This is a genomic window from Serratia sp. J2 (assembly GCF_046269175.1).
GTDB lineage: Bacteria > Pseudomonadota > Gammaproteobacteria > Enterobacterales > Enterobacteriaceae > Chania > Chania fonticola_C.
In genome coordinates this window covers 11,866-24,624 of the sequence record NZ_JBKABN010000016.1, presented here as the reverse complement: position 1 = coordinate 24,624, position 12,759 = coordinate 11,866, and the positions used below count along the sequence as shown (strand labels likewise).

The window sequence follows — 12,759 nt, the reverse complement described above, 5'->3', positions numbered from 1 at the left end:
TCGGGCCCTTGTTCGACAAGGGCCGAACCCAAAATGCGTCTGTTTAAATTATTCAGTTAAACCAAAATCAACAGAGCCAGTACCAGCACTGCACCCACACCCATAGACGCGATATACCAGCGGATCTGACCGTTCTCACTCACCGTCAGGCCACGGTTCCCCCAGCGGGAGAACAGCGCAGGCAGATTCATCAGCGAGTTCAGCGGATCGCTTTGCAGCAGCTTGGCGATGCCCAGGTATGGCTTGACGAACACTTTGTCATACAGCCAGTCGAAGCCCCAGGCATGGAACCACCAGGTCGAGAAGAAACGACCCGGAGCGCTGTTCGCGATGCTGTTTACCAGGCGACGTTGGCCCAGCCACAGCGCAGCTGCCAGCAGGATCCCGACGATAGCGACCACGCCAGAGGCGATCTCCAACGTCAGAACGCTGCCGTGTGCCAGTTCAGTGGTTTCCGGCAGTACACCCTGCAACGGCGGTACAATCATCGCGCCGACGAAGGTGGACAGCACCATCAGAACCAGCAGTGGCAGGTGGTGAGTAATACCTTTGCCCGCATGCGCTTTGATTTTCTCTTCGCCGTGGAACACGATGAAGATCATGCGGAAGGTATACAGTGAGGTCATGAATGCACCAATCAGACCGGCAATCATCAGGTTGACGTGGCCGTTCGCCATAGCGCCCGCCAGGATTTCATCCTTACTGAAGAAGCCCGCGGTGACGATAGGCAGAGCAGACAGCGCCGCGCCCCCCACCAGGAAGCATACATATACCAGCGGAATGCTCTTGCGCAGGCCACCCATCTTGAAGATGTTCTGCTCATGATGACAGGCCAGGATCACCGAACCGGAGGACAGGAACAGCAGCGCCTTGAAGAACGCATGAGTCATCAGGTGGAAGATGGCCGCATCCCATGCCTGCACACCCAGCGCCAGGAACATATAACCAATCTGGCTCATGGTAGAGTAGGCAAGTACGCGTTTGATGTCGGTCTGCACCAGCGCGGCAAAGCCCGCCAGCAGCAGCGTAACGCCACCAACGATACCGACCAGATTCAGCACTTCCGGCGTCATCAGGAACAGGCCGTGCATACGGGCAATCAGGTAGACACCTGCGGTAACCATGGTTGCCGCGTGGATCAATGCAGATACCGGGGTTGGACCCGCCATCGCATCTGCCAGCCAGGTTTGCAACGGCAACTGAGCCGATTTACCGACCGCGCCACCCAGTAACATCAGGGTTGCCCAGGTCAACGCCGTATCGCCAACCGCCAGTTTCTGCGGAGCCAGCACCATCAGTTCACGGATGTTCAGCGTACCCAGCTCGTGGTACAGGATGAACAGCGCAATGGCCAGGAACACGTCGCCCACGCGGGTTACGATGAAGGCTTTCATGGCCGCCGCGCCGTTGGCCGGATCTTTGTAGTAGAAGCCGATCAACAGGTAGCTGCACAGGCCCACGCCTTCCCAACCCAGGTACATCAGCAGCAGGTTGTCTGCCAGTACCAATACCACCATGCTGGCGATAAACAGGTTGGTGTAAGCGAAGAAGCGGGAGTAGCCCTCTTCACCACGCATGTACCAGGAAGCATACATGTGGATCAGGAAACCAACGCCGGTGACCACCGACAACATGGTCAGCGACAGGCCGTCCAGCACCAGGGTGACGCCGACGTTGAAGTCGCCAACGCTCATCCAGTTCCACAGGCTTTGCTCATACAGCTGCACGCCAGCGGCTTTTTGACCCAGAAAATCGATCGCCACATACACTGTGACCAGTGCCGCCAGGCCAATCGACCCTACGCCAACGGTAGCCGCGGTATTTTCAGACCAGCGGCCACGGGAAAATGCCAACAGCAGGAACCCGATCAGCGGTAGCAGAATAGTTAAATATAATAGGTTCATCCGCGCATCTCACTGACAGTGTCAATATCCAGGGTATGCCGACGACGGTAGAGCTGTAGCAGCAACGCCAGGCCGATACTGGCCTCGGCTGCCGCCAGACTGATGGCCAGGATGTACATCACCTGCCCGTCGGTCTGGCCCCAATAGCTACCCGCCACGATAAACGCCAACGCCGCAGCGTTGATCATCACTTCCAGACTGATCAGCATAAACAGCAGGTTACGGCGTAACATCAAGCCGGTCAGCCCCAGGACGAACAGGATCGCCGCCAGGATCAGCCCATGTTGAAGAGGGATCATGCTTGCTCCTCCGATTTTCTTTTCGCCATTTCGCTGCTTGCCGGGGTATTACTGAACACTTCACCCGGTTTGTGCTCACGACCAATGTGGAAGGCAACGACCAGGCCCGCCAACAGCAGCATTGAAGCCAGCTCAACCGCCAGCACGTAAGGACCAAACAGGCTGATCCCGACCGCTTTGGCGTCCACCATCTCACCGGTGATGCCCTGATCGGACACGCTGCGGATCGCCACAATCAGCACCACCAGCAAGATCAGTGACAGCAGACCAGGGCCAATCCAGACGGAAGGCTTCAGCCAGTCGCGCTCTTGCTGCTGCACCGCGTTACCGAGGTTGAGCATCATGACCACGAACACGAACAGCACCATAATGGCACCGGCGTAGACGATGATTTCCAGAGCACCCGCAAAGTAGGCACCCAGTGAGAAAAAGACTGCCGAGATCGCCAGTAAAGAGACGATCAGATACAGCAGCGCATGCACAGGATTGGTATGCGAAATGACGCGAATGGTCGCGATAATCGCAATGAACCCTGCCAGATAAAAGGCAATTTCCATGCTTGCTGGCTCCTTAAGGCAACAGACCTTTGACGTCGATCGGTTTGGCTTCGTTTTCGGCTTCGCCTTTGGCTTTGCCGTCAATCGCCATACCGGCCATCCGGTAGAAGTTATATTCCGGATATTTACCCGGCCCCGAGATCAACAGATCTTCTTTTTCGTACACCAGATCCTGGCGCTTGAACTCACCCATTTCGAAATCCGGCGTCAGCTGGATCGCGGTGGTTGGGCAAGCCTCTTCGCACAGACCGCAGAAAATGCAGCGTGAGAAGTTGATGCGGAAAAACTCCGGATACCAGCGGCCATCTTTCTGCTCTGCTTTTTGCAGGGAGATACAGCCAACCGGGCAGGCAACCGCACACAGGTTACAGGCCACGCAGCGCTCTTCACCGTCCGGATCGCGCGTCAGCACGATGCGGCCACGATAGCGCGGCGGCAGGTAAACCGGTTCTTCCGGATACATCTGGGTTTCGCGTTTGGCGAAGGCGTGCAGGCCAATCATCCAAAGGCTGCGCACCTGGGTGCCGAAACCAACCACTAACTCTTTCAATGTCATGGTTTATTCACCCCTTATTGAGCGTTGTACAAAATGACCGCGGCGGTTGCCAGCAGGTTCAGCAGCGTCAACGGCAGGCAAATCTTCCAGCCGAATGACATCACCTGGTCATAACGCGGACGCGGCAACGAAGCACGGATCAGAATGAACATCACCATGAAGAAAGCCGTTTTCAGTGCGAACCAGATGAATGGCGGCAGGAATGGACCCTGCCAACCGCCGAAGAACAACGTCACAATCAGGGCGGACACGGTCACGATACCGATGTATTCCCCCACGAAGAACAGACCGAATTTCATACCGGAATATTCAATGTGGTAACCGTCGGCCAGTTCCTGCTCGGCTTCCGGCTGGTCAAATGGGTGGCGGTGACATACCGCCACACCGGCAATCGCAAAGGTAATGAAACCAAAGAATTGCGGAATGACGTTCCAGATGTGCGCCTGTGATTCAACAATCGCCTGCATGTTGAACGAGTCGGCTTGCGCCACCACGCCCAACACGGACAGGCCGAGGAACACTTCGTAGCTCAGGGTTTGTGCCGAAGCACGCATCGCCCCTAACAGCGAGTATTTGTTGTTACTGGACCAGCCGGCGAACAGCACGGCATACACCGCCAGGCCAGCCATCATCAGGAAGAACAGAATACCGATGTTGAGATCGGCCACCGACCAGGTCGGGCTGACCGGCACGATGGCAAAGGCCAACAGCAGCGAGGTAAAGGCAATCACCGGGGCCAGAGTAAAGATCATGCGGTCGGCGAAGGTCGGAACCCAGTCTTCTTTGAAGAACATTTTGATCATGTCGGCGACCAGCTGCAGCGAACCGCCCCAGCCGACACGGTTTGGTCCGTAACGGTTCTGGAACAGCCCCAGCAGACGGCGTTCGCCGAAGCTCATAAATGCCCCGCAGGTGACCACGACCAACAGGATCACCACCGCTTTCAACACGGCGATCAGGATGTCGATCACCTCAGGTGTCAACCAGCTCATAGTGCCGCCTCCCGCAGATTTTCAACCTTCGCACCCACCAGTACCGGCGGGATCCCTGGCAAGCCGAGCGGCAAACCAACCTGGCCTTGGCTCAGGGTTTCACTCAGGCGTACCGGCAAACGCAGCGTTTGACCGGCACAGCTGAACTCGACCCAGGCACCGGCATTGACACCAAGCTGCGCGGCATCGGCAACGTTGATCATCACGTAGGCCTGAGGCATACGCTGCTGGATCACTTCGGAGCGCTGTGACATCTCGTCACTGCCAAACAGGTGGTAATACGGCGCAACACGCCAGCCTTCGGCTTTAAACGCCGTAGGGATAGCGGTGAAGTAACCGAGGTTGCCCTCCCCTGCTTCGATCAGGCGGATACCCGGATCGCCATGGCGCAGTTTGCCACCCACTTCGGCCTGGAACTTGTTCCATGCCTGCGGTGAGTTCCAACCTGGAGCCCAGGCAAATGGGATCTGCTGACGGTCAGCCAGCGGGCTGTTGTTCCCTTCCATCGAGAAGGCGAACATGGTGTCTTTATCCTGCGGCTGACGCGGTTCATGCACGCTGATATCGGCACGCATCGCGGTGCGGCCACTGTAGCGGTGCGGTGAACGGGCCAGTTTCTGGCCACGGATGCGGAAGGTCGCATCTGGTGCAGCTTCGACAATACCTTGTAACTGCGGCAATGCGCTCACGCAGGCGGCAATCACGTCATCTAGCTGAGTCCAGTCAACCTGGCGGCTGGTGTAGGTGGAGTGCAGCGAGTGCATCCAACGCCAGCTTTCCAACATCACGCTATAGATATTTTTCTTGGCATCATCGTAATAAGCCGGGTCGTAGACCTGGAAGAAGCGCTGTGCGCGGCCTTCCTGGCTGACCAAAGTCCCATCGCTCTCTGCAAAACTGGCCGCAGACAGGATCAGGTTGGCTTTGTCCATGATGGCGGTGCGCTGGTGATCGGCAACGATCAGGTTACTGATCTTGGCCAATGCGGCATCCACTTTGGCCGCCGGGCCGTGACGATAGAGATCGTTTTCCATCACGATGGCGGTATCAGCGGCACCACTTTCCAGTTGCACCAGTGCCTCGTCCAGCGAGCCACCACCAATCATCGCCAAGCCCATGCTGTTAGCAGCGGCTGCGACGAAGGTGATACCAACATTGGCACCGCGACCTTTCAACGCCTTGGCAATGTTGGCCGCAGCTTCAATGATAGCTGTGCTACCCGCATTGCTGCCGGTAATGATCAATGGCTTCTGCGCACCGGCCAGGGCCTGTACGATCACATCAATTTTCTTGTTCAGGTCTTCGGCCAGATCGGTCACCGCGGGAGCGGAATCATCCAGCGCGTGGGCAATGGCGAAGCCTAAACGGGCTTGATCATCCACCGGCGCACGATAGTTCCAGGCGGCGATGTCGTCCAAGCGGGTGTTATCGACGTTAGTGACGAACAGCGGGTGTTTGGCGTGCTGCCCGATGGTTTGCACCGCCGCGATCTGCCAATCGGCAACGCGGTGTGCCGCAGCCATCGCGCGGGCTTTACCTTTCACTGCCTGACGCACCGACAGCGCGATACGAGCGCCGGTTTGGGTCAAATCTTCACCCAGTACCAACACCGCGTCGTAGCTTTCGATTTCGCGCAGGTTAGGCGTATAAACGCCGCTGTTTTTCAACACGTTGAGCATCAGGTTCAGGCGCTGTTGTTCAGCCTGATTGATGCCGGTATAGAAGTTCTCGGCGCCGACCAGTTCACGCAACGCAAAGTTGCTTTCCAGGCTGGCACGCGGTGAACCGATACCGATGGTTTTGTTGGCCTGACGCAGAATATCTGCCGCGCCCTGCATCGCCTGCTCGGCGTTCAGGGTGATCCAGTCGTTGCCACGCAGTTGCTGCGGCTGACGAGGGCGATCTTTCTGGTTCACATAGCCATAACCAAAGCGGCCGCGGTCACACAGGAAATAGTGGTTTACGCTGCCGTTGTAACGGTTTTCGATACGACGCAGTTCGCCATAGCGCTCACCCGGGCTGGTGTTACAGCCGATGCTGCACTGCTGGCAGATGCTCGGAGCAAACTGCATGTCCCACTTACGGTTGTAACGCTCGGAGTGGGTTTTGTCGGTGAATACGCCGGTTGGGCACACTTCTACCAGGTTACCGGAGAACTCGCTTTCCAGCGTGCCACTTTCCGGACGACCGAAATAGACGTTGTCGTGCGCGCCGTACACACCGAAATCGGTGCCATCCGCGTAGTCTTTGTAGTAACGCACACAACGGTAGCAGGCGATGCAGCGGTTCATCTCATGCGAGATAAATGGCCCCAGTTCCTGGTTGTTATGGGTGCGCTTACTGAAGCGATATTTACGGAAGCTGTGGCCGGTCATTACTGTCATATCTTGCAGGTGACAGTTACCGCCCTCTTCACATACCGGACAGTCGTGCGGGTGGTTGGTCATCAACCACTCGACTACGCTTTCACGGAACTGTTTGGCTTCTGCGTCATCGATGGAAATAAAGGTTCCATCGGATGCCGGTGTCATACAGGACATCACCAAACGGCCACGCGTATCGTCCGCGTTTTGGTATTGCTTTACCGCACATTGGCGGCAAGCGCCGACGCTTCCAAGCGCCGGATGCCAGCAAAAGTAAGGAATATCGAGGCCTAGGGAGAGACACGCCTGCAACAGGTTGTCGGCTCCATCTACGTCGTATTCTTTGCCGTCTACATGAATCGTAGCCATAGTCAGCATGCTTCCAAGTGGCCTGCCATAAGGCAGGCGTTAATCAAAAATTCTGGCCGTGTTTCAGGGCGCGCTCACCGCACCCAGGCAAAGCGGGATTACCAGCGTTGCTTCAACAAGTTGTTTGGCTGAATGCCGCCAACCGCCTGGAGATTGCCCAAGTACTGTGGGGAAATCCCGGCTTCAAACTCTTCACGGAAATATTTAATCGCGCTTTGCAGTGGCTCTACGGCACCTGGCGCATGGGCGCAGAAGGTTTTACCTGGGCCAAGGGAACGGCACAGTTGCTCGAGGGTTTCGATATCCCCCGGCTGGCCTTCGCCTCTTTCCAAAGCACGCAGGATCTTCACGCTCCACGGCAAGCCGTCACGGCACGGTGTACACCAGCCACAGGACTCACGGGCAAAGAACTCTTCCAGGTTACGCACCAGGGGAACCATGCCGATTTCGTGATCTACCGCCATCGCCAGCGCCGTACCTAAACGGCTGCCCGCTTTACCGATGCTTTCGAAGTCCATTGGCAGATCCAGGTGGTCGGCGGTCAGGAAATCGGTACCCGCCCCGCCCGGCTGCCAGGCTTTAAATTTCAGGCCATCGCGCATGCCACCGGCGTAATCTTCCAGAATTTCACGCGCGGTAGTGCCAAACGGTAGCTCCCAGACGCCTGGGTTTTTCACCCGGCCAGAGAAGCCCATCAGTTTGGTACCGGCGTCGTTACTCTTACCGGCGGAGATCCCTTTGTACCAGTCCACACCATGCTCGAGGATGGCAGGCACGTTACACAAGGTCTCAACGTTGTTCACGCAGGTTGGTTTGCCCCATACGCCCACAGAAGCGGGGAATGGCGGCTTGGAGCGCGGGTTGGCGCGGCGACCTTCCAGCGAGTTGATCAGCGCCGTTTCTTCACCGCAGATGTAGCGGCCAGCGCCGGTGTGGACGAACAGCTCGAAGTCAAAGCCGCTGCCCATGATATTTTTGCCCAGCAGGCCTGCTTCGGTAGCTTCCGCAATCGCACGGCGCAGATGCACTGCGGCCTCGACGTATTCGCCACGCAGGAAGATGTAACCCCGGTAGGCTTTCAGCGCGAATGCCGAAATCAACATGCCTTCCACCAGCAGGTGCGGCAGTTGCTCCATCAGCAGACGGTCTTTATAGGTGCCCGGCTCCATTTCATCGGCGTTACACAGCAGGTAACGGATGTTCATGGATTCGTCTTTCGGCATCAGGCTCCACTTCAAACCGGTGGAGAAACCTGCACCGCCACGACCTTTCAGCCCGGCATCTTTCACCAGGGTGACGATGTCGTCGGCGGCCATGCCTTTCAGCGCTTTTTCCGCGCCCTGGTAGCCGTTTTTGCTGCGATATTCATCCAGCCATACCGGCTGTTGGTCATCGCGCAGGCGCCAGGTCAGTGGATGCATTTCGGCAGTACGTTTGATATCAATCATCATTTATACCGCTCCAACAGTTCGACCGCGTTTTCTGGCGTCAGGTGAGCATGAGTATCTTCATCGATCATCATGTTCGGGCCTTTGTCGCAGTTACCCAGACAGCAGGTCGGCAGCAGGGTGAAACGACCGTCGAAAGTAGTCTGGCCCGGCTTGATGTTGAGTTTCTTTTCCAGCGCGGCCTGAATGCCCTGATAGCCGTTGATGTGACAAACTACGCTGTCACAGTAACGGATCACGTGGCGTCCTACCGGCTGGCGGAAAATCTGGCTGTAGAACGTGGCCACGCCTTCTACGTCGCTGGCTGGGATGCCCAGCACTTCAGCGATGGCATAAATCGCCCCATCCGGAACCCAGCCACGCTGCTTCTGCACGATCTTCAGTGCTTCAATGGAGGCGGCGCGTGGATCCTCGTAATGGTGCTTTTCGTGCTCGATCGCATCACGTTCTTCCGCACTCAGCACAAATGCATCAGCGCCGCTCTGTGGAGCGGCTGCATTGGTGGCCTCAAGCGCATCGTGACTCACGTGAGTGTCTTTAAGATCATGCATAGTTAGCGGTCCACATCTGACATTACAAAATCGATACTACCCAGATAGACGATCAGGTCAGAGACCAGGCTGCCACGGATCACCGCAGGGATTTGCTGCAGGTGAGCATAGCTTGGCGTACGGATCCTGGTGCGATAGCTCATGGTGCTGCCGTCGCTGGTCAGGTAGTAGCTGTTGATCCCTTTCGTGGCTTCAACCATCTGGAATGATTCGTTGGCTGGCATCACCGGGCCCCAGGAAACCTGCAGGAAGTGGGTGATCAGCGTTTCAATATGTTGCAGCGTGCGCTCTTTCGGCGGCGGCGTGGTCAGCGGATGATCGGCCTTGAACGGGCCTTCCGGCATGTTGTTCAGGCACTGCTCAAGAATGCGCAGGCTCTGACGCAGCTCTTCCACTTTCAGCATCACACGGGTGTAGCAGTCGCTGTTGCCGTCGCCGACCGGAACTTCGAAATCGAAGTTTTCATAGCCGGAGTATGGACGCCATTTACGCACGTCAAACTCAACGCCGGTAGCACGCAGGCCAGCACCGGTCACACCCCATTCCAACGCCTCTTTCGCGTTGTAAGAAGCGACGCCGACAGAACGCCCTTTCAGAATGGTGTTGTGCAGTGCGGCTTTCACATAGGAGTCGAGGCGCTTCGGCATCCAGTCCAGGAAGTCACGCAGCAGGCGATCCCAGCCACGCGGCAGGTCGTGTGCCACGCCACCAATACGGAACCAGGCCGGGTGCATACGGAAACCGGTAATCGCTTCCACCAGATCGTACACTTTCTGCCGATCGGTAAAGGCGAAGAACACCGGGGTCATGGCGCCCACGTCCTGGATAAAGGTACTGATGTACAGCAGGTGGCTGTTGATGCGGAACAATTCAGACAGCATCACGCGGATGGTGTTGACACGATCCGGCACCACGATCCCGGCCAGTTTTTCCACCGCCAGTACGTAAGGCATTTCGTTTACGCAGCCGCCGAGGTATTCGATACGGTCGGTATACGGGATAAAGCTGTGCCAGGACTGGCGTTCGCCCATCTTCTCTGCGCCACGGTGGTGGTAGCCCACGTCCGGCACACAGTCGACGATGTCTTCACCGTCCAGCTGCAGAATAATACGGAATGCACCGTGTGAAGACGGGTGGTTCGGGCCGAGGTTGAGGAACATGAAGTCCTCGTTCTCGGTGCCGCGCTTCATGCCCCACTCTTCCGGCTTGAACTTCAGCGATTCCATCTCCAGATCTTCTTTCTGCTTGGTCAACACAAAGGGATCGAATTCGGTAGCACGCGCCGGGTAGTCTTTACGCAGTGGATGGCCTTCCCAGGTCTGCGGCATCATGATGCGCGTCAGGTGCGGGTGGCCGTCGAAGGTAATACCGAACATTTCCCAGGTTTCGCGCTCATACCAGTTGGCATTCGGGAAAATCTTGGTTGCTGTGGGCACGTGCAGGTCTTTTTCAGACAGCGCCACTTTCAGCATGATGTCACGGTTACGTTCAACAGAAATCAGATGGTAGAAAACAGAGAAGTCCGCGGCAGGCAAGCCTTCACGGTGGGTACGAAGACGCTCGTCCATGCCATGCAGATCGAACAGCATGACGTACGGCTTCGGTTGTTTTCTCAAAAACGTCATCACTTCCAGCAACTGCTCAACTTTAACCCATACCACGGGCATTCCGGTACGGGTGGGCTGAACAGTAAAGGCTTCCGGCCCAAAACGGTTGCGCAGTTCGCCGATCACCGGATCATCGAGATGATCGCGGGTATGCCAAGCAGGCAGAGCTTCGTGCGTCGTTAAATCTGTCATAATTTTTTTCACCACACTAAAGGGTTATTTCGCCGCAAGTTCAACTTTTCGCTGTGTTAACCAATAGCGCACTAAGATGGACGTTAAATGAACGTCTTAAATCTCGTCAGGCGACCGAAGGTTGGTTACCGCAATACGCTCGGCGTGCTTACGTTCTTTTTCTGATGGCATATTGGCGCGGTACACGCCCTGATCGCCAACGACCCACGACAGCGGGCGACGTTCTTTGCCAATGGATTCTTGCAGCAGCAACAGTGCCTGCATGTAAGCTTCCGGGCGCGGCGGACAGCCTGGGATATACACGTCGACCGGCAGGAATTTATCCACGCCCTGAACAACCGAGTAGATGTCGTACATGCCGCCGGAGTTGGCGCAGGCGCCCATCGAGATCACCCATTTAGGCTCCAGCATTTGCTCGTACAAGCGCTGAATAACCGGGGCCATCTTGGTAAAGCAGGTGCCGGCAACGACCATAAAGTCTGCCTGGCGTGGGGAGGCACGCAATACTTCCGCACCAAAACGCGCCACGTCGTGAACGGCGGTAAACGAGGTCACCATTTCCACATAACAGCACGAAAGGCCGAAGTTATACGGCCAAAGAGAGTTTTTACGCCCCCAGTTCACCATGTCATGCAAAGCATGTTCGAGTTTACCCATGTAAACCGTACGGTGAACCTGCTGCTCAAGGGGATCGCCAACGATCTCCTGTTTTTGCAGGGGATAACGGTCGTTCTCACCGTTCGGGTCTATGCGGGTGAGCGTATAGTCCATCTTAATGCCTCGCTGTTACTGCGGATGACTGTTGCTAGCGTTCTTGATGGTACCTGGCTTGCTCAAACGCTTGGAACGCGTTGGAGTCCAATCCAATGCGCCGATACGCACCAGATAAACCAGACCAGCCAATAACACCAAAATGAAAATGGCGGCTTCGATAAAGCCTACCCAACCGCTCTCACGAATGGAGACCGACCAGGCATACAGGTATAAGGCTTCAACATCGAAAATAACGAAGAACATGGCCACCAGGTAAAACTTGGCGGACAGACGCAGGCGCGCCGTACCGACCGAGTCGATCCCTGATTCATAGGGGGTGTTTTTCGAGCGAGCCTGGGCTCTCCCACCCAAGAAGAACGCACCCAGCAGCATTAAGCCGCAGAGCCCGATAGCCATGATAAGAAATACGGCGAACGCCCAGTGATGAGCGATGACTTCAATGGTTGTTGACATACTCTATGCTTACTCATCAAAAGTGGCGTCGATCGCTCTGCTCTTGTAACTGGCAGTTAGTGCACCACATCGATTTAAGGGAAGGATAAATAACCACACAAACAGACTGCTTTTACAGAGAGTTAGGCAGTGTTTTACTGTGGGCTTTTTACTCCTTTCTATAACCTTCTGTCAACTTTGACAAAAGTATCTACACACTAATTTACATACGAAGCATTTAATTAACATATGATGCGCTTGGCTTAGGCTAAATCGTGTCAGTTGATTGCTCAACGGAAACAGATAGATATAACCCCGCAGGCACATTTCACTTTTACTATACCATTCTCTCAGGAATTCCCTGTTGTTCCACTCACTACCTAGGGGTATTTTTTTGATCCAGGACACGTTTCAGGCAGAAATCCTCAAAAAAAGTGTGGCAGTTTAACAATTTTTGTCAATTTCAGGTAAAAAAACGTCAGCGTAAAATAGCAAAATAACCCTACCAACTCCAGGCATTTACTCATCGTTATCACTGCATAAAAAACGAGCAATACGAAGAAATGAGGGTTTCATCGGCTAGAAACCATGAAGAAATACCCATTTAGCATCGAATTTACCTTCAACAGGCCAAAATCCTTAATATCCCTTTTTTTAAGCTAAAAAAAACCTCCGCCATGGCAGAGGTTTGTAACTTTCAATACGGCAAGCTTAG

11 protein-coding genes are annotated in these 12,759 nt (G+C 55.5%); all 11 read right to left on the bottom strand.

Annotated features, from left to right (window positions below; genetic code table 11):
- Positions 1-56: 56 nt before the first annotated feature.
- On the bottom strand, positions 57-1,904 hold the full coding sequence (gene nuoL, locus ACKWMY_RS16845) for an NADH-quinone oxidoreductase subunit L (protein WP_024529596.1): 1,848 nt from the start codon (positions 1,902-1,904) through the stop codon (positions 57-59).
- The gene (gene nuoK, locus ACKWMY_RS16840) at positions 1,901-2,203 is read right to left on the bottom strand and encodes an NADH-quinone oxidoreductase subunit NuoK (RefSeq protein ID WP_021178516.1); all 303 of its coding nucleotides are present in this window, start codon (positions 2,201-2,203) and stop codon (positions 1,901-1,903) included. The genes nuoL and nuoK overlap by 4 nt, the downstream gene beginning before the upstream one ends.
- Positions 2,200-2,760: an NADH-quinone oxidoreductase subunit J gene (nuoJ, locus tag ACKWMY_RS16835; RefSeq protein ID WP_024529595.1), complete on the bottom strand. Its 561-nt coding sequence runs from the start codon at positions 2,758-2,760 to the stop codon at positions 2,200-2,202. Before nuoJ ends, nuoK begins: the two co-directional genes overlap by 4 nt.
- A gap of 13 nt (positions 2,761-2,773) precedes the next feature.
- The gene (gene nuoI, locus ACKWMY_RS16830; protein WP_021178518.1) at positions 2,774-3,316 is read right to left on the bottom strand and encodes an NADH-quinone oxidoreductase subunit NuoI; all 543 of its coding nucleotides are present in this window, start codon (positions 3,314-3,316) and stop codon (positions 2,774-2,776) included.
- 14 nt (positions 3,317-3,330) lie between these two features.
- A complete protein-coding gene (gene nuoH, locus ACKWMY_RS16825) occupies positions 3,331-4,308 on the bottom strand; it encodes an NADH-quinone oxidoreductase subunit NuoH (protein ID WP_021805990.1) in 978 nt (325 codons plus the stop codon).
- On the bottom strand, positions 4,305-7,040 hold the full coding sequence (gene nuoG, locus ACKWMY_RS16820; protein WP_409486638.1) for an NADH-quinone oxidoreductase subunit NuoG: 2,736 nt from the start codon (positions 7,038-7,040) through the stop codon (positions 4,305-4,307). Before nuoG ends, nuoH begins: the two co-directional genes overlap by 4 nt.
- A gap of 98 nt (positions 7,041-7,138) precedes the next feature.
- The gene (gene nuoF / locus ACKWMY_RS16815) at positions 7,139-8,491 is read right to left on the bottom strand and encodes an NADH-quinone oxidoreductase subunit NuoF (protein WP_021805992.1); all 1,353 of its coding nucleotides are present in this window, start codon (positions 8,489-8,491) and stop codon (positions 7,139-7,141) included.
- The gene (gene nuoE, locus ACKWMY_RS16810; RefSeq protein ID WP_021178523.1) at positions 8,488-9,039 is read right to left on the bottom strand and encodes an NADH-quinone oxidoreductase subunit NuoE; all 552 of its coding nucleotides are present in this window, start codon (positions 9,037-9,039) and stop codon (positions 8,488-8,490) included. The genes nuoF and nuoE overlap by 4 nt, the downstream gene beginning before the upstream one ends.
- Before the next feature lie 2 nt (positions 9,040-9,041).
- The gene (gene nuoC, locus ACKWMY_RS16805; protein WP_024529593.1) at positions 9,042-10,838 is read right to left on the bottom strand and encodes an NADH-quinone oxidoreductase subunit C/D; all 1,797 of its coding nucleotides are present in this window, start codon (positions 10,836-10,838) and stop codon (positions 9,042-9,044) included.
- 96 nt (positions 10,839-10,934) lie between these two features.
- A complete protein-coding gene (locus ACKWMY_RS16800) occupies positions 10,935-11,609 on the bottom strand; it encodes a NuoB/complex I 20 kDa subunit family protein (RefSeq protein WP_024529592.1) in 675 nt (224 codons plus the stop codon).
- Positions 11,610-11,624: 15 nt separating this feature from the next.
- A complete protein-coding gene (locus ACKWMY_RS16795) occupies positions 11,625-12,065 on the bottom strand; it encodes an NADH-quinone oxidoreductase subunit A (RefSeq protein ID WP_024529591.1) in 441 nt (146 codons plus the stop codon).
- Positions 12,066-12,759 lie beyond the last annotated feature (694 nt).

Bases quoted from the DNA above. Each gene is read 5' to 3' on its own strand.
- nuoL (WP_024529596.1), bottom strand. From the start codon at position 1,904: ATGAACCTATTATATTTAACTATTCTGCTACCGCTGATCGGGTTCCTG.
- nuoK (WP_021178516.1), bottom strand. From the start codon at position 2,203: ATGATCCCTCTTCAACATGGGCTGATCCTGGCGGCGATCCTGTTCGTC.
- nuoJ (WP_024529595.1), bottom strand. From the start codon at position 2,760: ATGGAAATTGCCTTTTATCTGGCAGGGTTCATTGCGATTATCGCGACC.
- nuoI (WP_021178518.1), bottom strand. From the start codon at position 3,316: ATGACATTGAAAGAGTTAGTGGTTGGTTTCGGCACCCAGGTGCGCAGC.
- nuoH (WP_021805990.1), bottom strand. From the start codon at position 4,308: ATGAGCTGGTTGACACCTGAGGTGATCGACATCCTGATCGCCGTGTTG.
- nuoG (WP_409486638.1), bottom strand. From the start codon at position 7,040: ATGGCTACGATTCATGTAGACGGCAAAGAATACGACGTAGATGGAGCC.
- nuoF (WP_021805992.1), bottom strand. From the start codon at position 8,491: ATGATGATTGATATCAAACGTACTGCCGAAATGCATCCACTGACCTGG.
- nuoE (WP_021178523.1), bottom strand. From the start codon at position 9,039: ATGCATGATCTTAAAGACACTCACGTGAGTCACGATGCGCTTGAGGCC.
- nuoC (WP_024529593.1), bottom strand. From the start codon at position 10,838: ATGACAGATTTAACGACGCACGAAGCTCTGCCTGCTTGGCATACCCGC.
- ACKWMY_RS16800 (WP_024529592.1), bottom strand. From the start codon at position 11,609: ATGGACTATACGCTCACCCGCATAGACCCGAACGGTGAGAACGACCGT.
- ACKWMY_RS16795 (WP_024529591.1), bottom strand. From the start codon at position 12,065: ATGTCAACAACCATTGAAGTCATCGCTCATCACTGGGCGTTCGCCGTA.